Raw genomic sequence first — 23,889 nt, 5'->3', positions numbered from 1 at the left:
CTGTGCTTATTTTCCTTAAGCTGGTACAGCCTTACGTCCTGCCTTATGCCGCGCAATAATCGTTTTCATGATTTGTGCTGTTCCATCACCGATCTGGAAACCGAGTACATCCCGCATCCGCTGTTCCATCACACCGCGATCGTAACCGGCATGACCAAAAGTCAACAGACATTGATGAATTACATCATAGGCCAGTTTTGGCCCCCACCATTTACACATGCCTGCTTCAGAGGTATGGGGCAGATGATTGTCTTTCAGCCATAAGGTTTGCAGGCAAAGTAAGCGTGCAGCTTCAACCTGAGTTTCGTATTCAGCGAGTGGATGCGAAACTCCCTGAAAAGCAGTCAATGGCTGACCAAAAGCTTCGCGTTGCGTGGCATATTCCCAAGCTTCATCCAGACTCACCCGGGCAACGGCCAAAACCTGTAAACCGATCAGAGCACGAGAAAAATCAAAGCCCTGCATCACCTGCACAAAACCTTTGTTTTCATCCCCTAGACGGTGATTGACTGGCACACGAACATTGTCAAAGAAGATTGAACCGCGACCAATGGCGCGCTGACCATGACAGTCAAATCGTGTGGTACTGATGCCCGGTAAATTCATCGGAACCAAGAGCGCTGTCACGCCATGTGCACCATCTTCATTGGCGCCAGTGCGACCGAAAACCACCGAAGCATCTGCCTGATCGGCCGCAGAAATTGAAGTTTTTTCGCCATTAATGACATATTCGTCGCCATCACGTTCAATCTTTAAACGTAAATTTGCTGCATCAGAACCGCCTCGCGGCTCGGTCAAGGCAATTGAGAAGATAGCCTCGCCTGCAGTGAGTTTTTTCAGCCAGGGCTCAACCACTTCAGGCTGCCCATGTTCGGCCAGAATTTGGCCATTTAGGGAAGCAAGCAGGTTGATATAGGAGAAACTTAAATCCGCTTTGGCAATCGCTTCATGGATAATTCCGGCAGCCAGTCTGCCCATGCCCTGACCGCCGTACTGTTCCGGAAGTTCAGGTGCAATAAAGCCCATTTCGCCCATCTTTTTGACCAGATCACGGTCAAAGACTCGGCTTTGATCACGTTCCAGAAAACCGGGAGCAATATATTTCTGGGCAAATTTTTCTGCCGTTTCTGCCAGAAACTCGAGTTCTTCAGTGATATAAGGATTCTTTTTCATGGATCAGTCTCCTTATTTGGCATATTTACGGAATTCAGGCTGACGTTTTTCTTTCAGTGCATTGACTCCCTCACGAGACTCTTCAGTATCATAATAAAGTTTCAGCGCATACATCCCCATGCCCGCAATACCTGCCTGATGCGCGGTATCCATATTGAAACTGCGTTTGGCAATTGCAATGGCAGTCGGACTACGCTGACAGATTTCTTCAGCCCAGGCCTGCACTTCGGCATCCAGTTGATCGGCCGGTACGCATTTATTCGCCAAACCCATTTCCACAGCTTCCTGACCAGAATAACGGCGGCACATATACCAGATTTCACGGGCTTTCTTTTCACCGACGACGCGTGCTAAAAACGCCGTGCCATAGCCCGGATCAACCGATCCCATTTTCGGACCAACCTGGCCAAAAATCGCTTTATCTGAACAGATGGTCAGGTCACAAATAGTTGCCAGCACATTGCCACCACCAATGGCATAGCCTTGTACGCGTGCAATTACCGGTTTAGGTACATCACGGATGGCGGTATGCAATTCTTCCATCGGCAAGCCAATCGTTCCACGGCCATCATAATTGCCATCATGCGCGGACTGGTCACCACCTGTACAGAAAGCTTTCTCACCCGCGCCTGCCAGTACAATTGCGCCTACGTTACGGTCATAACCTGCTTTATTCAATGCCTTGATCAGTTCGTCGCAAGTGGTACCACGGAAAGCATTCATTTTTTCTGGACGGTTAATCGTGATCCAGGCAACACCGTTTTTAACTTCATATAAGATATCTTCAAAATTCATTTTCTTTACATCCTGTACTGTTTTTATCTATCTGGTTGAACTGTGATTGTTATGAGATTTAATGATGATGTCCGTTTAACCGTTCATGGTTAAACCGCCAGAGACACTGAGTACCTGCCCGGTAATAAAGCTAGCATCATCACTCAAGAAAAAGGCAATGGCAGAAGCCAAATCATCCGGTTGACCCAAGCGACCCAGTGGAATGGCACGAATAAAGGCTTCACGTAATTTTTCCGGATTTGACGCGCCTTCAGTCACGCCTGCAAGCAAAGCCGTATCGGTGGGTCCCGGGCAAATCACATTTATTTTGATGTTATGACGTGAATGTTCACGTGCCAGCGTTTTAGAGAAAGACAACAAGCCGCCTTTACAGGCCGCATAGACTGCTTCACCTGAAGAACCGACCCGGGCTGCGTCAGAAGCAATATTGACAATACTGCCGGAATTGCGTTCAACCATGCCTTTCAGCACTGCAAAATGCATATTCAACATACCGACCAGATTAATCTGGATCAGTTTTTCCCATTCCTGCGGATTGGTTTTAACAAAAGGTTTAAAAATATCCCAGCCGGCATTGTTGACCAGTCCATCAATTGGACCGAGTTCAGTTTCAGTTTTTTGAACCGCCTGCTCAACCACATCACTTTGGGTAATATCACACTGAATTGCCAGTGCCTGACCGTATTGATTGATTTTATTCGCCAGCTTTTCAGCCGCTTCCAGATTCATATCAAAAATGGCAACTTTGGCGCCTTCCTCTGCCAGACGTCGGCAGGTGGCTGAACCAATTCCGCCTGCTCCGCCTGTCACAATCACAACCTTGTCTTTTAATCCTTTCATTGCTCATCCCTACGCTATTTTGTTGTTGAATTTAATCGGCTGGTGTTTTAATTCGGTGTGTTTTATCTAAAATAGAAAGAGATTGAATTTATGTCAATATATTTACATAAAATAATATTTATAAATTATTATTTATATATTTATCATTAACTTAATATTTTTATTTATTCAATGTATTGACCTATATTGGTTTTTGGCTTTAGATTAATTTGAATCCGACTTCACTCTAGAGTCAAAATATGTCTTTTGCATGACAGATAATTTATTCCTTTAAAATTGAGAAGAAAACCTTAGATATTTGGTGAGTGAGCGCAATGGAAGTGAAAAGAAAATGGAGATTTCCAAACCATAAAACTTATTGACTCAGAATTTAAATAGGAAAATTTCTGCAAAAACACTATGATTTTTAAAACAAATTATAATAGAAACTGGTTTGTGCGAAAAAGCGATAGGCTATACTCTGCGCGGCTCGGCTATTTCAGTTTTGAGGATGTCCACTATTGTGAGTGATACTTTGTCAAAAAAATATGATCAATCCTTATATTCTGCTCATAACCGGCTTTTTTTCCGGCTGTTTCAGGTGGGCAACAGTTTGGACCGTAAATGCCTCAATGAGCTGAAAATATCCCCAGTGCATTGGGCAGTACTGGGTGCTTTGTCCCGTCCAAAAGTTAAATCAGGAATGTCCTTTTCTGATCTGACTGAATATCTCGGGGTGAGCCGGCAAAACCTGGACGCAGTGTTAAAACGGCTGGAACGTGACGGTCTGGTGGAACGGGTCATTAGTGAACAGGACCGCCGCGCTAAAATTGTTGCACTGACGGCTGAAGGCTTGGAAACATGGGACAACTTGCAAGCTGATTTCTTTGATTTTTATGGTCAGGCCTTAAATAAGCTGGCCTTTGACGATGTGATTACCCTGATTCATCTGCTCAATAAAGTAAATGATGGTTTAAAAAGTATTCATCTGCATAAAGAAACAGATCAAGAATAAACAAATAGAAATACAGCTTTAATTGATGAATATAAAAAAAGAGCCTGTATTCAGGCTCTTTTTTTGAAGTTGAAATTATGCTTTTTGTGGATCGTATTGACGGTCTTTGATGAATATCCCGGACACTGCCCCACACAAGAAATAGGCACCGCCCATAATCAGAAAGCCTAGGCCAATTGAACCACCGCTAGCTGCCGCGCCAATAATTGCAGGGGCAAACATGGCGCCAATACGGCCTGCATTATAAGCACCGCCTACCGCAGTACCACGAATCGAGGTGGCGAAGCTTTCTGTCATATAAGTGGCATTAATCGCATATGGAATGCCATACAGGAAGCCAAAGAAAATTAGCAGATAGGCAATGTTATCTGGCGTATTGAATAGCACAATCACGGGCAGGAAAATCGCCGTTCCAATTGCTCCAAACGAAAAGACAGCGCGTCTACCCAGACGGTCTGCGGCAAAGCCCGCTAGAATTTTGCCGAAAATCATCGCCACATAAGTACCAATCATATAGCCGGCCATGGATTTAAAATTCATGTGCAATTCAGATTCCAGATATGCCGGCATCCAGTTGTTTACCCCATAATAGCCAAATTGCAGAAAACCGGCCGTAAAGATCCACAAAATAAACATTCTGCGATTCGCAGGATCCGCGAAAATCTCTTTGACTGTGCTTTTTTTGGCAGGTTGCTGTGCTGTGATTTCAGCTGGGGCATATAGACGCTGCAAACGTGCACGCTGCCAAGATTCTGGCTCAGGAACCAGTTTCTGGATAAAAATCGCCATAACCGAGGGAATAATGGCAATAAAAAACAGGGTTCGCCAGCCATATTCCGGAATGATCCAGCCTGCCAGTACAGTGGCCACAATATAACCGACGGTCCATCCTGCCTGTAAGGTACCTAAAACCGTGGTGCGATATGCAGTTGGAACATATTCAGCCATGAGCGTATTGGCTGCAATATATAAAGAGCCAATACCGAAAGCAGACAGAAAGCGTAAAACAGCAAATTGTTCAAAGTTTTGTGCAAAGCCTAAGGCTGCGGTCAATATAGAAAATACCAGAATCGAAATGACTACGGTACGTACACGGCCCAGATGGTCACAGGCCCAGCCACCTATAAAGCCACCAATCGCCATACCTGCTAAGGTAAAACTGCCTAGTGTACCCGCCTGCAGATTACTGAGACCAAACTCTGCTTTCAGGCTATTTAAACTGAAAGACAACAGCAACATGTCAGCGCCATCTACCAGTAAAGCCAGAAAAGCGAAAATAAAAGCAATTTGCTGGGTTCGTTTGGTCGTCGGTTTAATCTTTTCTAATTCTCTAGCTAAATCCGTCATATTTAAATCTCTGTTTTCCTATCCTTAGGTTTTCATGATCTTTTTATATTTAAAGCTATTCCGCTAATGAATATGCTTTAAGGCTAATCCGTTTTTTATTCACTTGATTGACTCCTTTTTTAATCCTGTCTGGGAGATCCCTTTTTCCTTTTTATCAGTTAGCTCTTATTCCTCGTTCATGCTTATATTTGCATCAGGCTAAAGAAAATAAGATGAATATTCAATCATTTTAGATGTTTTATTTTGTTATACGAAATTTATTATCATAAAGTTGATTGTTCTTTCATTTTCATATAGCTTTAAAAAGAGGGATAAGAACGATATGTCATTTGAATAGGATCGAACAGGGAGCGTAATAATGGGTGCCTTAACAGGATTTCGTGTACTGGATTTAAGCCGGATTTTGGCTGGGCCCTGGTGTAGCCAGATTCTGGCTGATCTGGGTGCAGAAGTGATCAAGATTGAAAAACCGGATCATGGGGATGATACCCGTATCTGGGGACCACCCTGGCTTAAAAACAATCAGCAACAAGATACCCAGGAATCGGCTTATTACCTGTCAGCCAACCGTGGCAAGTACTCGGTTGCAATCGATTTATCTACACCTGAAGGTCAACGTATTATCAAAAAACTTGCTGAACAGAGTGATGTAGTCATTGAAAACTATAAAGCCGGTTCGTTGAAACGATACGGGCTGGATTATGAAAGTCTAAGTCAGCTAAATCCGCGACTGGTATATTGTTCTATTACCGGTTTTGGCCAGAACGGTCCGCGTGCGCAAGAGCCGGGCTATGATTTTATCGTTCAGGGAATGGGCGGCATGATGAGTGTCACTGGCGAACGTGATGACCTGCCCGGTGGTGGCCCGCAAAAAGCAGGTCTGGCCTTTTCCGATTTGACCACCGGCTTATATGCCGCAATTGCCATTCAGGCGGCTTTGTTGTCCCGTGAGAAAACCGGTGAAGGTCAGTATATTGATATGGCACTGTTAGATACTCAGGTAGCTTCCCTCTCTGTTCTGGCCATGAATTATCTCACCTCAGGCAAAGTCCCCGGTCGCTTTGGAAATGCGCATGCCAATATTGTGCCCTATCAGGTGTTTAAAGCCCAGGAAGGTGAATTTATTATTGCCTGTGGTAATGATCTGCAATTTCAAGCTTTGTGTCAGGCCGTTGGTCTGGCTAAGGTGGCAGAAGATCCTCGCTTCTTGAAAAATTCAGGACGTGTTACACATCGTGAAGAACTGACCACAGTTCTACAGGCTCATTTCTATACTCGACCTGCAAAAACCTGGGTGGATTTAATCCATGCGGTTAAAGTACCGGTAGGAATGATCAATGACCTGAAACAGACTTTGCAAGAAGAACAGGTATTGGCACGCGATATGGTGATTCAGATGCCGCATACCTTACGTGAAGATTACACCTCAATCGGTTCACCGATTAAACTCTCCAAGACACCGGTAGAATATAAAAAGGCCCCACCTTGTCTGGGTGAAGATACCGATGCCATTTTGAGTCAATATTTAAGCCCTGTTGAAATGGAAGAACTAAAAAGCAAAAAAGTCATCCAGCAGCGATAAGCCTGCAAGCAGTAAAAAAGAAATCTTTCGATTCCTTTTTTATTTTAAATCTAATGAATTAGATTATTCCTTAGCAGGCTTTGTCACTCGGCTGAACAGTACGAGGCAGTTCACGACGCAGAATTTTGCCTACTGTTGACTTTGGCAATCCAGCCACAAACTCAATGTATTTGGGCAGTTTATAACTGGTCAGTTGCTGCCTCAGATAAGTCATGACTTCATCTTGGGTCAGATTTTCATCCTGTTTCACAATAAATGCCTTGGGTACCTGTCCAGATTTTTCATCATCAATACCAATCACTGCACATTCCAGTATTTTAGGATGTCTGGACAGTACGCCTTCCAGCTCATTGGGATAAACATTAAATCCGGATACCAGAATCATGTCTTTTTTTCGGTCCAGAATGGTGATATAGCCTTGTTCGTCCATACAACCGATATCACCTGTCAGGAAGAATCCATCTTTGGTAAATACCTGTGCTGTTGCTTCGGATTGCTGCCAGTATCCTTTCATCACCTGTGGACCACGTATGGCGATTTCTCCAGCCTGATTAAGCTCTACAGGTTTTCCTTCATCATTCAGAATCAGAATTTCAGTCCCTGCCAATGGCAAGCCAATCGTGCCACTAAATCGCCGGCTTAAAGGCGGGTTAAAAGTTGCAGTCGGTGATGTTTCAGAAAGTCCATAACCCTCATAAATCTGGCAGCCTGTGACCTCATGCCATAACTCAGCCGTATTTTTCAGAATAGATGCCCCTCCGCCGGTTGTGGTTTTCAGGCGTGAGTGATCGAGTTCACGAAAACGTGAATGATGCGCCAAGGCATTAAACATGGTATTCACCCCGGGGAAAACAGTGGGTGGATGTTTCTGGTATTGATCCGCCAAAGCATCCAGATCTCTCGGATTTGGAATCAAGACATTGGCGAAACCACGGCTTAAACCATAACTGAACAGGCAGATGGTAAATCCATAAATGTGATACAGCGGCAAGGCACAGAATACATATTCATTTTCAGTGGCATAACGGTCACCAAAATGGCTGATAAAAACGGTACTGTTCTGGGCGATATTGAATAAAATATTGCGATGGCTCAGTTCTGCACCTTTAGAAACACCTGTGGTTCCTCCCGTGTATTGCAGAATGACCGTATCTTCCTGATGCTGTACAGGCAGTTCAAAATCAATAATCTTTACCTGATTTATTGCCTGTCTAAAGTCAGAAAACTGTTTATCCGGATATTGTGCTGCCTGACTATAAATAGCACTTGGCTGCTCTTGAATAAAATCCAGCGGATGCGTCGAAATGACATATTTGAGTTGACGACATTCCTCTAATGCTGTTAATTGCTCCAAAGTCTGTCCCAGGATAATCAAGGCTTCTGCACCTGAATCCTGTAGCTGATGATAGAGCTCGCGCTGGGTGTACATGGGATTGACATTGACCAGCACATAACCGGCACGAATAATGGCAAAGGTCGCAATTGGATACTGAATAATATTGGGTAACATCACGGCAATACGGCTGCCAGCAGTCAGCCCAAGACTCTGTAAATAGCTTGCCAGTTTCTGGCTATACATATCGATATCGTGATAGCTGAATTTGCGATCCAGATAGATAAATGCGGTTTTATCCTGAAATTTCACCAAATTCTCAGCAATTGTCGTGCTCAGGGTTTTCTCAGGATCTGGCCGGGTAAACTCCGGATTGATATTCCACTTTTTATATTCTTCCATCCATGGCTGACTGCTCATGACTATACTCCTGTCCTGGATTTACATTTATTTTGTATTGTTGAAACTATAAAATTTTGATTTTAATTAAATGTTTTTAAACCACTTTCTGCTGTCTCGATTCAACATACTGATAGTGATAACCGCTACGAATAAAATGCTGATTTTTATCCCTAAATGAATGGGCATAATCCGGCCAGACCAAAGTCAGCTGGCGACTGACCGGATCCAGATACCAGCTTTTACAGCTTTCCGATAACCAGACACTACCTTGGGAAAGTTGCTGTAGCTCCTGCATATAGCTATTTTCAGCTTCTTGATCTGCTTCAAAGACCTGAATCTGTTGCTGCTCAAAAAACCGCAAGGCATCCAGTACCAGATCAAACTGAGTTTCCAGAAAATAAAGTGCTGAATTATGTCCACTGCCTGTATTTGGCCCATTCAGGATGAACAGGTTTGGAAAGTTGTGTACGGTCGTTGACTGATAACCCTGCATACCGCTGGACCATTGCTGCTCCAGGCTTAAACCCTGTTTACCTACCACCTTCGCGGCATAAGGTGGACGTGCCGCTTCAAATCCGGTGGCAAATACGATGATATCTGCAAAAAATTTATTTCCAGCCTGGCTTAATACACCGTCTTTCGTAACTTCTGCCAATGCTGAATCTTCAAGTGTGACATGCGGTTTTAAAAAGGTTGGATAATAATCATTAGAAAGCAATAAGCGCTTACAACCAGGTTCATAATTCGGCGTGAGTTTGTGCTGTAATTCAGGATCTGAAATCTGATGTTTTAAGAATTGCAGGCAGTTTTTCTTGACCCGCTCAAACTGGCTTTTCAGATTACGGCGCTGGGCAAAATTGTATTCATTGCCCCAAAACAAGGAATGTCTTAAGGCTGACATACTGTCCGGATCTTTGCGGAAAAGCTGTTTTTCTGACTCAGAATAAGGTCGGTCTGGTCGGGGCAAAATATATGGTGCACTACGTTGCAAGACGGTCAGGTTTTTTGCTGTTTTGGCAATTTCCGGCACAAGCTGAACGGCTGAAGCCCCTGAACCCACCACAACGACATGCTGGTTCTCCAAACTTATCTGATGATTCCAGCGTGCTGAATGCATGACCTGGCCTTCAAATTCTTCCAGCCCCGGAATTTGCGGGAGATGCTCATCTGCCAGATGTCCGGTTGCGGTAATTAAGATCTCAGCCTGATACAAACTTTTAGAGGTGTGAATTTCCCAGATACGTTCTTTAGCATTCCAACTGGCTCTTTCCAATTGGGTGTGAAAATCAATATGGGGCCGGATTTTTTCCTGATCACAGCATTGAATTAAATATCGCTGAATTTCTGCCCCTTGCGGAAACACACGTGACCAGTCCGGATTTTTAATAAAAGAGAAAGAATATAAGTGGGAAGGTACATCACAGGCGACCCCGGGATAGGTATTGTCACGCCAGGTGCCGCCCACTTCTGCTGCACGTTCAATGATTTTAAAATCGTGGATGCCCTGCTGTTTAAGGCGGATTGCCATTCCCAAACCACCAAAACCACTGCCTACAATTAGAATCTTGCTGCGCTGTCCTTGAGCTTGCATTATTTATCTCCTTTAAGGCATATAAGGCTGGATTTTTTGATTCACCGGATATTGTTCTGGATGCTGGCTAAACTGGTTGACCAGTTGCACCACTTCGGCTGGTGCTTCGATATAGAGCGCATGTCCTGAAGAAATTTCGATATAGCGACTGTTCGAAATTGAAGCAAACAGCAGTTTTGCTTGGGCTACAGGCACCATGCGGTCTTCACGACAGGCAACGACTAGAGTTTCTGCACAGATGTCAGATAAAGCTGACGTAATATCAATGCGATAATTCAGTTCCCGCTGTTTGGCTGCATCCTGGGAAGGTTTAACAAAGCGTGCCAGATCCAACACCTGCTGTTCGCTTCGTGCAGACAGATAATCATCGCTATACAGGCAATAATTGACAAAATGCAGCAAGGCAGCAGATTGATCATTAAATAACTGTTGCCAGATCGTGGTACGCAGTTGTTGGACTGAACTGGTTTTTGCCCAACCGGCTAACAGGATCAAACGCGCTACGCGCTGTTTTAAACTGGCTGCTACTTGTGCAGCAATCACAGCACCGAGTGAATAGCCTACCACTGTAATGGTTTCATCTTCTGCAACTGCATGCTGAATCAGTGCTTCAACCTGTTGGCTAAAATGGGTCACCGCCAGATCGGCGTTATCTGGGGTATGCAAATCAATGGATAAAACCCGCTGATGAATACCCAACATCGGAAAAATATAGCTGAAATGCTTGTCGGTATTTCCACCGGTGCCATGAATCAGAATAATGGTGGGAAATGCAGAACGCTGTCCGACTTCATGAAAAGTAAGCTGCAGATCAGCATAGGGACACTGTCGAGTAATCATGTCTAAATCCATATAGACTCCTGATCTTGTTGTTTTATGGTTTATTCAACACCCGAGAATAAATCTAAATATTTGAATTGGGTTAGGATGCAAAAATTATTAAAAAAAGACCCACGACACGAGTATCGTGGGTCAAAAGGTTTAATCGAATTTGAACTCTTCAGGCTCAAGTAAAAACAGGCTTTCACCACCCGCCTGAATATTGGCAAGGTGGGTTGAGGTTCTTGGCAAAATACGTGCAAAGAAGAATTGTGCAGTTTTGATCTTGGCTGCATAGAACGGATCAGTATTGCCTTCTTCAATTTTCTGTTGCGCAGTAATTGCCATTTTCAGCCACAGATAAGCGGACACGACATAACCAGAGAAATATAGGTAGTCAACTGATGCTGCCCCAATTTCATTGGCAGACTGCTGAGCCTGTGCCTGAATGGTTCTGGTTAATTCCAGCCATTGTTCAGTCAACTGGCTGACTTGTGCAACTTGCTGGCTAAACTGGGCATATTGTTGCTCTTTTATAAAGCCCTGAATTTCATCAGTCAATGCGGTCAGCAGACCCAGTTTTGAACTCAGCACTTTACGCGCCAGTAAATCAATAGACTGAATTTCAGTGGTTCCTTCATAAAGGCTGGCAATACGGGCATCACGGGCAATCTGTTCCATGCCATGTTCAGCAATATAACCGTGACCACCGAAAACCTGCATACCATGTTTAGCCGCTTCTATGCCGGTTTCAGTCATTAATGCTTTGGCAATTGGGGTTAATAATGCCAGACGATCCTCTGCTGCTTTCTTCTCTTCAGGATTATCCGTTGCTTCAGCAATATCGGCATAGGTCGCCAGATAATATGCCAGTGCACGTGAACCTTCTGCAAACACCTTTTGAGTCAGCAGCATGTTACGTACTGCGGGATGCACGATAATCGGATCTGCAGGCTGGCCTGGCGCTTTTGCACCTTCAAGTGAACGCATCGCCAGACGGTCTTTGGCATAAGCCAATGCCCCCTGATAAGAAGATTCTGCTGCTGCCAAGCCTTGAATGGCTGTACCGATACGTGCCGAGTTCATAAAGGTAAACATGCAGTTCAGGCCGCGATTTTCAGGCCCAATCAGGAAACCTTTGGCATTATCAAAATTCAGCACACAGGTCGCATTGCCGTGAATGCCCATCTTGTGTTCAATGGCGCTACACACCACACCATTACGGGAAGCTACATTGCCAGCTTCATCCAGATTGTATTTAGGAACAATAAACAGTGAAATACCCTTGGTTCCCGCAGGTGCATCTGGCAAACGTGCCAGTACGATATGCACGATATTTTCAGCCAGATCATGTTCACCGGCTGAGATAAAGATTTTCTCACCACTGAGGCTGTAACTGCCGTCTTCATTTGGCACTGCTTTGGTACGGATTAAACCTAGGTCAGAACCGGCATGAGATTCAGTCAAACACATGGTTCCAGTCCAGCGGCCTGCAATTAAAGGTACCAGGAATTTCTGTTTCTGTTCATCGCTACCGTGGTGCTCTAAAGTACGCATGGCACCATGGGACAGGCCTGGGTACATGCCCCAAGACCAGTTGGTTGCAGTAATAATTTCAGAAATAGCAATCCGGTATAAAGTTGGGAAGCCCTGACCGCCATATTGTTCATCACCGGTTAAAGAGGTAAAGCCAAGTTCTACATATTTGTCATAAGCCGCTTTAAACCCATCTGGAGTAGTTACGACACCATCCTGCAAACGGCAACCCTGCTGGTCGCCTATCGCATTAATCGGTAGAAGTTCGTTTTGGCAAAAGTCCGCAGCAACTTCCAGATATTGCTCCATAATATCCATAGAAACCTTGTCAGCGAATTTTGCATAGCCCTGATATTTCTGTTCCACGTTTAACAGGTCTTTCAGGACAAACTTCATGTCTTTTAATGGCGCAATATAATTTCTCATCGTAATTCCCTTGTATGAGTTCTAATTTGTATATTTATGACTATTAATTTCATAATACGAAATTATGTTTTAAATCCACTATAATATAATTTAAAGAATAAAATCTAGTCATTCAATGAAATTTCCCATTTAAAAATAAAAAATATACAGGATAAAAAAAGCCATTCATGGTGGAATGGCTTTTCTATACAGCGACTGCACTAAGGCTGATTAACGTGGAAAAAATTGAGCTAAACGCTGATGAACGATCTGCTCTGCCTCCTGCATGATATTTTTGATCAGCGCCTGACAAGTCGGAATGTCATGAATCAATCCCATCACTTGGCCTGCAGTCAGAACTCCCGCATCCACATCGCCATTTTCTAAAGCGAGCTTGCCTTTTAAACCGCTGACATAGGGACGAATCTGTTCAAATTCCAGATCTGGATCTTCACTCATTTTAACCACTAGATCAGATACTGCATTTTTGGCAACACGGGCAGTATTCCTGAACTGTCGATACAGCAGATGTGTCGCCCTTTCATCATTATCGACATAGAACTGCTTGATGTTTGGATGGATCGGCGCTTCCTGAGTGGCACAAAAGCGTGTACCCATATTGATGCCTTCAGCACCTAAAGCCAAAGCTGCGACCAGACCACGGCCATCAGCAAAACCGCCACTGGCCACAATCGGCACAGTGAGCTGATCAGCAGCGGCAGGAATTAAAATCAGGCCAGGAATATCGTCTTCACCTGGATGGCCCGCACATTCAAAACCATCAATCGAAATAACATCCGCACCAATTCTTTGTGCTGAAAGCGCATGACGAACGGAAGTACATTTATGAATGACAATAATGCCATGTTGCTTAAATGCCTCAATATGTTCATGAGGCTTGTTGCCTGCTGTTTCTACGATCTTGATACCGCTTTCAATGATCGCCTGTCGGTATTCTGCATATGGCGGCGGATTTACAGCGGGCAATAAAGTCAGATTGACTGCAAAAGGCTGATCGGTCATTTCTCGGCAGCGTGCAATTTCCTTGACCAGGGCTTCAGGCGTCGGTTGAGTCAATGCCGTTAATGTTCCCAAGCCACCAGCATTAGATACAGCACTAGCCATTTCTGCGGTACCAACCCACATCATGCCGCCCTGAATAATTGGATAGCGAATGCCTAGAAGCTCGGTAATACGGGTCTGAATTTTCATAAATATTCTCCTTAGCATCCGGTAAATTGTGCAGGGCGTTTTTCGATAAAAGCCTGGACACCTTCTTTATAGTCCTGACTGCTCAGAGCCAGATATTGCAGGTTTTGTTCTAACTCCAGTTGCTGGTCTATGTTATTTTCAGCACTGCGTTGCAAGGCCTGTTTGGTTAAAGCCAGCGCATAAGTCGGCTGTTGAGCTAATCGCTGTGCAATGTCATCGATATAAATATCAAATTCTGTATCTGGAAGCATTTTCCAGATCATGCCCATTTTAGCGGCCTCTTTGGCATGCACCGGTTCCCCCAGAAAAGTCAGTGCCATGGCACGTGCATAACCGATTAAACGTGGCAACATCCAGGTGCCACCGGCATCAGGAATCAAGCCAATTTTAGAAAAGGCCTGAATAAATCGGGCACTTTCCTTGGCAATGACCAGATCACAGGCCAGCGCGATATTGGCACCTGCACCGGCAGCCACACCATTCACTGCTGCGATTACCGGTTTGGGACTCTGACGGATCAGGTTAATCAAGGGATTATAGTATTTGGCCAGTGAGCCTTCGGGAGGCAAAGGCACATTGCCGAGCTGTCCAGCACGTTCTTTTAAATCCTGTCCCGCTGAAAACGCCCGGCCATTACCACGGATCACAATCACCCGAATATCCGGATCTGTATTCCAGTTTTTCAGCACCTGCTGCACCTCCTCATGCATTTGCCGGGTAAAACTGTTGAGTGAATCCGGGCGGTTAAAGCTTAAAGTTGCGACGCCTTGCTGAACCTGAGTTTGAATCGTTTCCCACATCATCAATTTCCTTATTTTTTGCCTGTATCCCTACAATTAATAGCCTTTATTGACATCTACCTGATGGCATAAATCCAGCCCGAGATTTAAGCGTCGGTCATTTTCCAGAATCTGTTCCACCACCACAGACATGGGCGCATGTGAGGCGACATGTGGTGTAACAACGATCTTTTCATGCTGCCAGAATGGATGTTCAGCAGCTAATGGCTCCTCTTCAAATACGTCGACAATTGCACCACGTAACTGGCCGGAATCCAGTGCATTGAGTAGATCCTGCTCGATTAAATGCTGCCCACGCCCCACCTGAATAAGAGCAGCTTGGTCGGGTAATTTTTTAAATAGCTGTTCAGATAAGATGCCAGTATTGTCTGCAGTTAAAGGCATTAAATTAATCAAAATCTGGCTGTGGGCCAGGAACTCGGAAAGCTGTTCTGTACCGACATAGCTTTTGACCTGAGCAATCTCTTTTGGGGAATTGGACCATCCAGACACCTGATAGTCCATGTCGGCAAAACGTTTTGCCACATAACCGCCCATATGGCCAAGGCCCATAATCCCGATCTGGATATGATGACTATAACTTTGACGATACTGTTTCCATAGCTGCTGCTTTTGCTGCTGGATCATGCGGTCAAAATAACGCTGAAAATACAGCACGCCCCAGAGCAGATAATCAAACATGCCCTTTTGATGATGTGGATCCAGTACCCGGCAGACTGACTGGTCAGCTCTAATCTCGTTTAAATTTAAATGTTCGACTCCTGCAGCAATCGAATGAATCAGACCAAGTTCTGGAAGTTGCCGGAGTTTTTCCAGATCTGGAAACCACGAAGCTGCTGTGGTCGCCTGTTCAGCTTCCGGGCTGTCCAGTGTACAAAAACTGCCCTCAGGCGCATATTTCTGAAAAGACTTCACCAGAATGGCTTCAATATTCGGCACAGTACTGGATATCACAATCATGATGCATACTCCGTATATTGATGCTCAATCAGGGATAACGCAGCCTGCCAGGCACGCTGTAAAATCGGTTCCACAAAAGGACTGGCGAACTGCCTGGCGGTTTTAATTCGGACTTCTTCTGCTGGATAATGCAGTTCGGCACCGCCACTTAAGGCCTTCACCTGCGCCTGACAGGCACGCTCCAGAAAATAGATTTCATGAAAAGCCCGTGCAATCGTTTCGCCAGCCGTTAAAAGTCCGTGATTGCGTAAAATCATGGCGCGATGGCCGTCCAGGTCCTGAATCAGGCGTTCTTGTTCATCTGTTGACAATGCAACGCCCTCATATTCGTGATAGGCCACCTGCTGATAAAATTTCAACGCATGCTGGGAAATGGGAAGAAGTCCGTGTTTCTGTGCAGAAACTGCTATGCCATCTGCGGTATGCGTATGAATGACACAATTCAGATGAGCATGTGCTTCATGAATCGCGGCATGGATGACAAAGCCTGCCATATTCACCGGCTTGTCTTGTTCATAGCTTTCTACCACTTGCCCTTCATGATTAATCTTCACCAACGTTGAGGCACGCATTTTTTCAAATGCGACACCATATTGATTAATCAGAAAGCATTCTGGTTGATCTGGAACTCTTAGGCTGATATGAGTATCAATCAGGTCGGTCATTCGGTAATGCGCAATAATGCGATAAAGCGCTGCGAGTTCGCAACGTGCCTGCCATTCAGCATCTGTGACGAGATTTTTTATTGTCATCGTTCCATCCTGGAAAAATATAGCATTTCGATCATTATCTGTTATATCATAATTCCAGAAAAACAGAATATTATTTCATAAAGCGAAATAAATCGTTACAAGGAGTGGATATGCCCACATCACAATTAAACGGACTTGAATATCTCAGCGCAATTAAGAATGGGGAAATTCCCAGCTCAGCCATGAGTGAAATTATTCCCATGCGTCTGACCTTGGTGCGCGAAAACTATGTGGAATATGAGGTGCGTCCTGATCAGCGCCATTACAATTTACAGGGTGGAATTCATGGCGGCTTTTGTGCAACGGTTCTAGATAGTGCCACTGGCGCTGCCGTGCATACGACAGTAGATGCAGGTGTTAGTTTCTCGACCATTGACCTGAATGTCAAAATGCTGAAAGCGATGAAAAGCGGCGAAACCTATACAGCTATTGGTGAAGTTATCCGGATCGGACGCAATGTTCTGACCTCAGAAGGCCGAATTATCGATAAAGAAGGTAAAGTTTATGCCTTTGGGTCGGCAACATTATTAGTCACTGGTCGTAAGTAATCTTTACACCGATATAATCAATCCCTGCATGTGCAGGGATTTTTATTTTGAAAGAAAAATCCCAATAAAAAAATGCCATGCATATCACATATACATGGCATTTAGGTGATGACTTAAGATGTTGCAGCTTCAGGGTTTTCAATCACCATCGCCAGGCCTTGACCCAGACCAATACACAGACTGATCACGGCATATTTTTTACCGGTACGCTGTAACTGACGTGCAACGGTTAAAGCTAAACGCGCACCCGAACAGCCCAGTGGATGACCAATGGCAATCGCACCACCATTTGGATTGACACGCGGATCATCCAAAGCGACATCCAGACCTTTCAGGCAAGATAATACCTGACTGGCAAAGGCTTCATTAATCTCGATGATATCCATATCGTCTAGCGTCAAACCCGCACGCTGTACTGCCTTTTTAATCGCTTCAATTGGGCCTGCTCCCATGATGCGTGGCTCAATGCCAGCGGCTGCAGAAGACAGGATACGAGCGAGAGGTTTTAAGCCATACTGTTCCTGAACTTTTTCACTGCCAATAATCAGTGCTGCAGCGCCGTCATTGATACCTGATGCATTACCCGCTGTTACTACACCACCTTCGAAAAGCGGTTTTAACTTGGATAAAGCTTCAAATGTTGAAGAAGCACGTGGATGCTCATCCTCAGTAATTTGTTTAGGCGGCAATTTGCGTCCTTGAGAAACTTCAATCGGGGTAATTTCACCTTCAAAGAAACCTGCTTCTTTCGCTGCCTGATATTTTGCCTGTGATGCAGCAGCAAAGGTATCAGCCTGTTCACGGCTAATACCGAATTCTTCAGCCACGTTATCACCTGTTTCAGGCATGCTGTGCGCGCCAAACTGATCCGTAAATTTACGGTTCGGGAAACGGGTACCAATCGTGGTGTCATAAATTTTGGCATCACGTGAATAAGCACTCTCTGCTTTACCCATTACAAAAGGTGCGCGGGTCATGCTTTCTACGCCACCGGCAATGTACAACTCGCCTTCACCTGCAGTAATGGCACGTGCCGAATCAATCACAGCACCGAGACCTGATGCACATAAGCGGTTTACCGTCTGACCCGGAACTGTTACCGGCATACCTGCTAACAATGCTGCAAAACGTGCCACATTACGGCTGTCTTCACCGGCCTGATTGGTACTACCAAAAATTACATCCTCTACATCTGCTGCCGGAATACCGGTTTTTTCCAGCAGGTTTTTAATTACGGTCGCTGCCAGATCATCTGGGCGTACGCTTGACAGACTTCCTGCATGGCGACCGATTGGTGAACGTAAACCATCATAAATATATGCATTTAACATGAGTGTTATTCCTTTAACTTTTTAATTAATTTGTTGTATGAACAAGAGGCAGACCAAGCTGAACACGGCGACGCAACCAAGGACTTGGACGGTAACGCTGGTCACGGGTAATCGCAGTCATACGGTCTAATATTTTCAGGATTTTTTCAGCACCCAGTACATCCCCCCATTCAATAGGGCCATATGGATAGCCAAGGCCTAGTTTCACTGCGATATTGATATCTTCTACCGTTGCAACGCCTTGCTGGGCAATATCACAGCCGAGATTCACAATCATTGCCAAAGCACGTTGAGCCACAAAGCCGACGCTTTCCTGAATTACGCTGACGGTCATACCATCCAGATTGAAAATCGATTGGGCTGCTTTTATTAGCTCAGGTTGGGTGACAAAAGTTGGCATCAAGGTACGGTGTTTATTCAGACCATATAGCAGATCGATACACACCACTTGCTGAGGTGCCACATGATAACGAACAGCGGCTGATGTTGCATCTTCACCATAAGTGGCAATCAGGATTAAAGCCTCTGCTGAAGGTATCTCAGTTTGCTCAATCTGAATGTTGAACTGTTGCAGATATTGCTCAAGTGCCTGACGGTCTTCACTATATTCTGTGCCTAGCCAGACTGCTGGATATTGATCGAGTTTTTCAACCAATGCTGGAGCCACATCACCTACTTTGCTGCCCGAGGTGTAATCATAAAAACCTTTACCGGTTTTACGACCTAACTGCTTGGCAATAAAACGCTGACGGGTAATCACGCTTGGACGGTAACGTGCTTCTTCATAATACTGGTGATAAATCGATTCACTCACCGGATGCGAGACATCCATACCGGTCAGATCACCTAATTCAAACGGCCCCATCTTGAAACCGATTCCGTCACGGTAGATCCTGTCAATATCATAAAATGGTGTGACATTTTCATTCAGAATTGCATAGGCTTCGCTACCAAAGGCACGGCCGGCATGGTTAATGATAAACCCTGGCGTATCTTTAGCTTTGACCGGACGATGACCCATTTTTGTCGAGAGCTGGGTTAATGCTTCAATAATGTCAGCACGGGTGTTAAAGCCTTCAATCACTTCGACCACTTTCATCAGTGGTACCGGATTAAAGAAGTGATAACCGGCAACACGTTCTGGCTGCTTACAGTTGGCGGCGATTGCGCTAATCGACAATGAAGAGGTATTGGATGCCAGAATCGCTTCTGGTTTTATAATTCCTTCCAGTTGCTGCATCAATTTTTGCTTGATTTCCAGATTTTCAATAATCGCTTCAACAATTAAGTCACAATCTTTCAGGTCTTCTAGCTGCTGCGCAGTCGACAGATGAGCAATATCTTCAGCGGCTTTTTCATGGCTGAATTTACCTTTATCTGCCAAGGTATTTAATGTTTTGGCCAGTTTGTCCTGTGCCTGTTCGGCTGCCCCTTCTTTGGCATCAAACAGTACAACATCATGACCAGACTGAATCGCGATCTGGGCAATACCTGCACCCATCGTGCCTACACCAATAATGCCGATTTTCTGAATCTGAATACTCATGCTTATCGTCCCTGATAATTCGGTTTACGTTTTTCAATAAAGGCCTGCATACCTTCTTTTTGATCTTCTGAAGAAAACAGCATCTGGAAAGATTTACGCTCCAGGGTAAGTCCAGCATTGAGTGGTACATCTTCGGCCAATAAAGCCACTTCCTTGATTTGCTCTAGAGCAATTGGCGGCATTTTCGCTAGACATTCCGCCATCTTGATAGCTGTAGCAAGGGTTTCACGGTCTTCAGTCACCTGGGACACCAGACCAATTTGATAGGCTTCCGGTGCAGGTACCAGACAACCAGTCATGATCATGCGCATGGCATGAAATTTGCCAACTGCACGGAATAAACGCTGAGTACCGCCTGCACCGGGCATGACACCTACTTTCACTTCAGGCTGACCAAACTGGGCACTTTTCCCGGCAATAATAATGTCTGCATGCATGGCCAGTTCACAGCCACCACCCAGTGCATAACCGTTTACAGCTGCAATCACCGGTTTGGAACATTGTGCAATCGCCTGCCAGTAACGTTCAGTCCGACGCTGCATCATCTGGATGGTTTCTGCATTGGCCAGTTCTTTCAGGTCTGCGCCTGCTGCAAAATCTGTTTCACCACCGGTAAGAATAATGGCACGGACATTTTCATCATCATTCAGTTGCAAAAAAGCCGCCGCAAGTTTCTGGCGAACTTCTGTATTCAGGGCATTTTTCGCTTCTGGTCGATGAATTTTAACCATCGCTACATGTGCTGAAACTTGTTCTACTTGAACTACCTGTTCCATTAAAATCTCCATTTATTTTGTATAGCGAAATTTTATTTTATATAAAACTAAGGTTTCTTAAGCTATAAATCAAGGATTTTTAACTCCAGAATTCAAAAAAGTTATTTTTAAATAAAAATAGAGTAAAAACTCTTGTTCAATTGCTCATTTTATGATTAATTAATTTCGCAATACGGAATTAAATATTTTAAATGCAATTTGATTATTCATTTCAATGAATAATCACCATAAGGCAGAACTTACAAGTAATTTACGAAATCAAATTTTCCAGCAATGAGAGGATTTTGATTTTGCGTAAAGCGTGAAAAATCGAATGTAGCCTGATAATAAATGCAGCGGCTGTTGTGTTTAGAGCAAGTCTGTTAAATCAGGAAAACTATGTTTCCGTGAGGAAGAAAAATGGATTTAGCGGTAGCAGAGGAAATGCTACTTTGAATATATAGAGGATATAACAATGACAAGCGATACCATCGTAACAGGAGACAATAAAACCGATGTCTCCTCCACGGATACCATTAAACAGGCACCAAAACGTCTATGGATGACGGCTTTTGTCTTTGCTTTTCTGATTTTGCTCTGTGACGGTGCAGATATCGGGATTCTGGCTTTCAGTCTGACCAGTCTGAAAGCGGAATGGGGCCTGACTTCTGTACAGGCGGGTGCCTTGGGAAGTTATTCTCTTTTAGGTATGGGGATCGGAGGCTTTATTGGTGGATGGGCATGCGACAAATTTGGACGTGTCCGCGTCATTGTACTGGCAACTATCGCCTTCTCGATCTTGTCTGCCTACTCAGGTTTTGCACAGTCTTATACTGAATTTGCAATGTTACGTACCCTGTCCTGCTTAGGTCTGGGCTGCTTGTATATTGCCTGTAATACCTTGATGTCTGAATATGTACCAACCAAATACCGTACCACAGTGCTGGCAACATTAATGACCGGTTTTACTCTGGGTTCTCTGGTGATTACCATGCTTTCAGGCTGGATTATTCCTGAGTTCGGCTGGCGTATGCTGTATTGGATTACGATTGCACCTTTAGCACTCGGTATCCTCATGCACTTTATGGTGCCTGAACCAGAATCGTGGAAACGTGTTCGGGAAATGAAAAGAACTGGCCAGATCGTGGATAATAATGCGAAAAAAGGCAATCCATATATCACCATTTTAAAAGATAAAACCCACGGCAGAATGTTTATCTTATGGTCATTCAGCTCAGGTTTTCTCTTATTCGGTTATTTCGGTGTAAGTAACTGGCTGCCAAGTTATCTGGAAGCTGAATTAGGTATCAAATTCAAGGAAATGGCGATCTATATGATTGGTACTTTCTTGACCATGATATTCGCCAAAATCATTGCGGGCTATGTTGCTGACAAGATCGGCCGTCGTATCGTGTTTGCTTTCGGCACCATGGGAACTGCGCTGTTCATTCCGGTCGTGGTCTACATGCACACTCCAGATAACATCGGTGTACTGATGCTGATCTTTGGTTTCCTGTACGGCATTCCATATGCCATTAATGCAACCTATTTAACTGAAAGCTTCCCGACTGCAGTTCGTGGAACAGCCGTGGGTGGTGCATTCAATATTGGCCGGATCGGTGCCATTTTTGCCCCGATTACCATTGGCTATCTGGCCATGCATGGCTCAATTGGAACTGGCTTGATGGTGATGGGCGCTGCCTACTTCTTCTGCGGCTTAATTCCGGCCCTGTTTATTAAAGACCGTTTATACGATCCGCAAAAAGCAGAATAAATACTCTCCGGAAGGCAGTTTAACTTGCTGTCTTCCTCTTTCTCCAAATATTGACCACACGTATAGAAAGGTTTCCTTTCATTCAGGATTAAAAGTTTCTTCAGGGATTAAGAAATGAAAAAATTAGTTTTAGCCACATTGTGCGGTATCGCATCAGGAACTGTACTTTCAGCAGAAGTATCGGAAGATCGTATCCAGTTTCTAGAAGCACAGCTCAAACAGATTCAGTCTGAACTGGAACAGCAAAAACAGTCACAGCTTGCTTTAAAAGCACAACAGGAACAGTCTAAAGCAGCAGACTCCAAAAGTTTAAGTAGCATGATGGACAATGTGGATGTGTATGGAATGATCCGTCTGGATGGCGCGATTGATTTTAAAAGTACGCCAGAAACCCGTGGCCGAACCATTAACCAGATCAATAAAGTGCCTTTTACTGAACCTGATTCAGTCCGTTCCGATTTTACTGCAGCTGCCAGCCGTATTGGTTTCCTAGCCAAAGATCTGGGAGGTAATCCGAATATTTCCGCACGTCTGGAAGCCGATTTCTGGACCAATAATGGCAAAGGTGATGGTGGCCTCCGTATCCGTCATGCATATTTTAAATATTATAACTGGACTTTTGGTCAGGCCTGGTCACTCATGTCTACGCCGGAAATTAGCACCGATGCGGTAGACTATAGTTTATTGCTCGGTGGTTCGATCCTGCGTACTCCCCAGGTCAGTTATGCGTTTAAGCTTGATCCGGAAAATACCTGGAATATTGGCCTGGAATATATGGCCGGTGGTGATCGCTCCTCTGCCTTACCTGCTTTAACCACCAAATTTGTACATCAATCCGGTCCGGTACATCTGTTAGCTCAAGGCTTTATCAATGAAAAGCAGGCGCAAACCGCGACAGGTGATATCGAGAAAATTGGCTGGGGGGTTGGTGCTGGTGGACGTTATCGTTTTGATGATAGAAACTCTATTCAGGGCAACTATTTCCATATAGTGGGCGATCAGCGTATTGCTGCCTTTTTAATTCAGGGTTCTACGGTTGACGGCGCAGCTTGGGGTGGCGACTATTCGGTGGATACAACCAATAATGAACTTTTACTGAATGAGTTTAACAGTTTGAATATCGGATTTACGCATAAATTCACACCGAAATGGCGTAGCAGTATTGCAGCCAGTGTGGTCGATTTTGATGATTCTAGCGATTATGCCAAAGCCAATCCGGAAGCCAATAAGCGCTTAACCGACTATGTGGCTAACGTGATCTATTCTCCTGTTCCAAAGATTAATCTGGGTGCAGAATATCATCATGGCAAGCGTGAAACCTTTGACAATAAGGAAGCAGATATTTCGCGTATCAACCTCTCTGCCAACTATAGTTTTTAAGGCCTCAGGAGACA

Annotated in this window: 20 protein-coding genes; 5 read left to right on the top strand and 15 right to left on the bottom strand. The window is 44.5% G+C overall.

The features are described 5' to 3' along the window. Positions 1 to 15: 15 nt before the first annotated feature. From aliB to badH, 3 genes are all read right to left on the bottom strand, one after another. On the bottom strand, positions 16 to 1,173 hold the full coding sequence (aliB, locus tag VXQ11_RS05900; protein ID WP_144723718.1) for a cyclohexanecarboxyl-CoA dehydrogenase: 1,158 nt from the start codon (positions 1,171 to 1,173) through the stop codon (positions 16 to 18). A 12-nt stretch (positions 1,174 to 1,185) separates the two neighbouring features. After that, positions 1,186 to 1,968, bottom strand: coding sequence for a 2-ketocyclohexanecarboxyl-CoA hydrolase (badI, locus tag VXQ11_RS05895; RefSeq protein ID WP_101162355.1), 783 nt, complete (start codon positions 1,966 to 1,968; stop codon positions 1,186 to 1,188). A 75-nt stretch (positions 1,969 to 2,043) separates the two neighbouring features. After that, entirely contained in the window at positions 2,044 to 2,808 is a 765-nt protein-coding gene (badH, locus tag VXQ11_RS05890) for a 2-hydroxycyclohexanecarboxyl-CoA dehydrogenase (RefSeq protein WP_064101544.1), read from the bottom strand. 502 nt (positions 2,809 to 3,310) lie between these two features. Here badH and VXQ11_RS05885 point away from each other — a divergent pair. Beyond that, positions 3,311 to 3,802, top strand: coding sequence for a MarR family winged helix-turn-helix transcriptional regulator (locus VXQ11_RS05885; protein WP_064096841.1), 492 nt, complete (start codon positions 3,311 to 3,313; stop codon positions 3,800 to 3,802). Positions 3,803 to 3,877: 75 nt separating this feature from the next. On the opposite strand, the gene VXQ11_RS05880 is transcribed toward VXQ11_RS05885, so the two are convergent. Continuing rightward, a complete protein-coding gene (locus VXQ11_RS05880) occupies positions 3,878 to 5,149 on the bottom strand; it encodes an MFS transporter (RefSeq protein WP_416705637.1) in 1,272 nt (423 codons plus the stop codon). 358 nt (positions 5,150 to 5,507) lie between these two features. Between VXQ11_RS05880 and VXQ11_RS05875 the strand changes: the two genes are divergently transcribed. Beyond that, positions 5,508 to 6,731 carry a CaiB/BaiF CoA transferase family protein gene (locus VXQ11_RS05875; protein ID WP_416705636.1) on the top strand — a complete coding sequence of 408 codons (1,224 nt, stop codon included), beginning with the start codon at positions 5,508 to 5,510 and terminating at the stop codon, positions 6,729 to 6,731. 70 nt (positions 6,732 to 6,801) lie between these two features. On the opposite strand, the gene VXQ11_RS05870 is transcribed toward VXQ11_RS05875, so the two are convergent. The 8 genes from VXQ11_RS05870 to VXQ11_RS05835 all read right to left on the bottom strand — a co-directional run bounded on the left by VXQ11_RS05870 (position 6,802) and on the right by VXQ11_RS05835 (position 16,541). After that, positions 6,802 to 8,484 carry an AMP-binding protein gene (locus tag VXQ11_RS05870; protein ID WP_191730722.1) on the bottom strand — a complete coding sequence of 561 codons (1,683 nt, stop codon included), beginning with the start codon at positions 8,482 to 8,484 and terminating at the stop codon, positions 6,802 to 6,804. A 76-nt stretch (positions 8,485 to 8,560) separates the two neighbouring features. After that, a complete protein-coding gene (locus VXQ11_RS05865) occupies positions 8,561 to 10,057 on the bottom strand; it encodes a flavin-containing monooxygenase (protein ID WP_416705635.1) in 1,497 nt (498 codons plus the stop codon). Positions 10,058 to 10,069: 12 nt separating this feature from the next. Next, a complete protein-coding gene (locus VXQ11_RS05860; protein ID WP_416705634.1) occupies positions 10,070 to 10,909 on the bottom strand; it encodes an alpha/beta fold hydrolase in 840 nt (279 codons plus the stop codon). A 129-nt stretch (positions 10,910 to 11,038) separates the two neighbouring features. Continuing rightward, positions 11,039 to 12,838, bottom strand: a complete 1,800-nt coding sequence (locus VXQ11_RS05855; RefSeq protein WP_064101551.1) for an acyl-CoA dehydrogenase C-terminal domain-containing protein — start codon at positions 12,836 to 12,838, stop codon at positions 11,039 to 11,041. A gap of 210 nt (positions 12,839 to 13,048) precedes the next feature. Further along, on the bottom strand, positions 13,049 to 14,029 hold the full coding sequence (locus VXQ11_RS05850) for an NAD(P)H-dependent flavin oxidoreductase (RefSeq protein WP_416705633.1): 981 nt from the start codon (positions 14,027 to 14,029) through the stop codon (positions 13,049 to 13,051). An 11-nt stretch (positions 14,030 to 14,040) separates the two neighbouring features. Further along, the gene (locus tag VXQ11_RS05845; protein WP_416705632.1) at positions 14,041 to 14,829 is read right to left on the bottom strand and encodes an enoyl-CoA hydratase-related protein; all 789 of its coding nucleotides are present in this window, start codon (positions 14,827 to 14,829) and stop codon (positions 14,041 to 14,043) included. A 36-nt stretch (positions 14,830 to 14,865) separates the two neighbouring features. Then, positions 14,866 to 15,789, bottom strand: coding sequence for a 2-hydroxyacid dehydrogenase (locus VXQ11_RS05840; RefSeq protein ID WP_416705631.1), 924 nt, complete (start codon positions 15,787 to 15,789; stop codon positions 14,866 to 14,868). After that, entirely contained in the window at positions 15,786 to 16,541 is a 756-nt protein-coding gene (locus tag VXQ11_RS05835; RefSeq protein WP_416705630.1) for a class II aldolase/adducin family protein, read from the bottom strand. The genes VXQ11_RS05840 and VXQ11_RS05835 overlap by 4 nt, the downstream gene beginning before the upstream one ends. Before the next feature lie 110 nt (positions 16,542 to 16,651). Here VXQ11_RS05835 and VXQ11_RS05830 point away from each other — a divergent pair, with 110 nt between their 5' ends. Further along, positions 16,652 to 17,089, top strand: a complete 438-nt coding sequence (locus VXQ11_RS05830; protein WP_416705629.1) for a PaaI family thioesterase — start codon at positions 16,652 to 16,654, stop codon at positions 17,087 to 17,089. Positions 17,090 to 17,202: 113 nt separating this feature from the next. Here VXQ11_RS05830 and VXQ11_RS05825 read toward each other — a convergent pair whose 3' ends face one another. From VXQ11_RS05825 to VXQ11_RS05815, 3 genes are read right to left on the bottom strand one after another with little or no spacing between them, the layout of a single operon-like run. Next, a complete protein-coding gene (locus tag VXQ11_RS05825; protein WP_416705628.1) occupies positions 17,203 to 18,420 on the bottom strand; it encodes a 3-oxoadipyl-CoA thiolase in 1,218 nt (405 codons plus the stop codon). Positions 18,421 to 18,445: 25 nt separating this feature from the next. Beyond that, on the bottom strand, positions 18,446 to 19,966 hold the full coding sequence (locus VXQ11_RS05820) for a 3-hydroxyacyl-CoA dehydrogenase (RefSeq protein ID WP_064096775.1): 1,521 nt from the start codon (positions 19,964 to 19,966) through the stop codon (positions 18,446 to 18,448). 2 nt (positions 19,967 to 19,968) lie between these two features. Further along, positions 19,969 to 20,742, bottom strand: a complete 774-nt coding sequence (locus tag VXQ11_RS05815) for an enoyl-CoA hydratase (protein WP_416680172.1) — start codon at positions 20,740 to 20,742, stop codon at positions 19,969 to 19,971. 454 nt (positions 20,743 to 21,196) lie between these two features. Here VXQ11_RS05815 and VXQ11_RS05810 point away from each other — a divergent pair, with 454 nt between their 5' ends. Further along, entirely contained in the window at positions 21,197 to 22,495 is a 1,299-nt protein-coding gene (locus tag VXQ11_RS05810; RefSeq protein WP_064096774.1) for an MFS transporter, read from the top strand. Positions 22,496 to 22,609: 114 nt separating this feature from the next. Further along, the gene (locus VXQ11_RS05805; RefSeq protein ID WP_416705627.1) at positions 22,610 to 23,875 is read left to right on the top strand and encodes a DcaP family trimeric outer membrane transporter; all 1,266 of its coding nucleotides are present in this window, start codon (positions 22,610 to 22,612) and stop codon (positions 23,873 to 23,875) included. The last annotated feature ends 14 nt before the right edge of the window (positions 23,876 to 23,889 follow it).

It is taken from the genome of Acinetobacter sp. 197 (genome assembly GCF_048148385.1).
GTDB lineage: Bacteria > Pseudomonadota > Gammaproteobacteria > Pseudomonadales > Moraxellaceae > Acinetobacter > Acinetobacter pecorum.
This window is presented reverse-complemented; position numbering and strand designations above follow the sequence as displayed.

What these genes read in the sequence shown, in the direction of transcription:
- aliB (WP_144723718.1), bottom strand. Translation starts at nt 1,173, where the DNA reads ATGAAAAAGAATCCTTATATCACTGAAGAACTCGAGTTTCTGGCAGAA.
- badI (WP_101162355.1), bottom strand. Translation starts at nt 1,968, where the DNA reads ATGAATTTTGAAGATATCTTATATGAAGTTAAAAACGGTGTTGCCTGG.
- badH (WP_064101544.1), bottom strand. Translation starts at nt 2,808, where the DNA reads ATGAAAGGATTAAAAGACAAGGTTGTGATTGTGACAGGCGGAGCAGGC.
- VXQ11_RS05880 (WP_416705637.1), bottom strand. Translation starts at nt 5,149, where the DNA reads ATGACGGATTTAGCTAGAGAATTAGAAAAGATTAAACCGACGACCAAA.
- VXQ11_RS05875 (WP_416705636.1), top strand. Translation starts at nt 5,508, where the DNA reads ATGGGTGCCTTAACAGGATTTCGTGTACTGGATTTAAGCCGGATTTTG.
- VXQ11_RS05870 (WP_191730722.1), bottom strand. Translation starts at nt 8,484, where the DNA reads ATGAGCAGTCAGCCATGGATGGAAGAATATAAAAAGTGGAATATCAAT.
- VXQ11_RS05865 (WP_416705635.1), bottom strand. Translation starts at nt 10,057, where the DNA reads ATGCAAGCTCAAGGACAGCGCAGCAAGATTCTAATTGTAGGCAGTGGT.
- VXQ11_RS05860 (WP_416705634.1), bottom strand. Translation starts at nt 10,909, where the DNA reads ATGGATTTAGACATGATTACTCGACAGTGTCCCTATGCTGATCTGCAG.
- VXQ11_RS05855 (WP_064101551.1), bottom strand. Translation starts at nt 12,838, where the DNA reads ATGAGAAATTATATTGCGCCATTAAAAGACATGAAGTTTGTCCTGAAA.
- VXQ11_RS05850 (WP_416705633.1), bottom strand. Translation starts at nt 14,029, where the DNA reads ATGAAAATTCAGACCCGTATTACCGAGCTTCTAGGCATTCGCTATCCA.
- VXQ11_RS05845 (WP_416705632.1), bottom strand. Translation starts at nt 14,829, where the DNA reads ATGTGGGAAACGATTCAAACTCAGGTTCAGCAAGGCGTCGCAACTTTA.
- VXQ11_RS05840 (WP_416705631.1), bottom strand. Translation starts at nt 15,789, where the DNA reads ATGATTGTGATATCCAGTACTGTGCCGAATATTGAAGCCATTCTGGTG.
- VXQ11_RS05835 (WP_416705630.1), bottom strand. Translation starts at nt 16,541, where the DNA reads ATGACAATAAAAAATCTCGTCACAGATGCTGAATGGCAGGCACGTTGC.
- VXQ11_RS05830 (WP_416705629.1), top strand. Translation starts at nt 16,652, where the DNA reads ATGCCCACATCACAATTAAACGGACTTGAATATCTCAGCGCAATTAAG.
- VXQ11_RS05825 (WP_416705628.1), bottom strand. Translation starts at nt 18,420, where the DNA reads ATGTTAAATGCATATATTTATGATGGTTTACGTTCACCAATCGGTCGC.
- VXQ11_RS05820 (WP_064096775.1), bottom strand. Translation starts at nt 19,966, where the DNA reads ATGAGTATTCAGATTCAGAAAATCGGCATTATTGGTGTAGGCACGATG.
- VXQ11_RS05815 (WP_416680172.1), bottom strand. Translation starts at nt 20,742, where the DNA reads ATGGAACAGGTAGTTCAAGTAGAACAAGTTTCAGCACATGTAGCGATG.
- VXQ11_RS05810 (WP_064096774.1), top strand. Translation starts at nt 21,197, where the DNA reads ATGACAAGCGATACCATCGTAACAGGAGACAATAAAACCGATGTCTCC.
- VXQ11_RS05805 (WP_416705627.1), top strand. Translation starts at nt 22,610, where the DNA reads ATGAAAAAATTAGTTTTAGCCACATTGTGCGGTATCGCATCAGGAACT.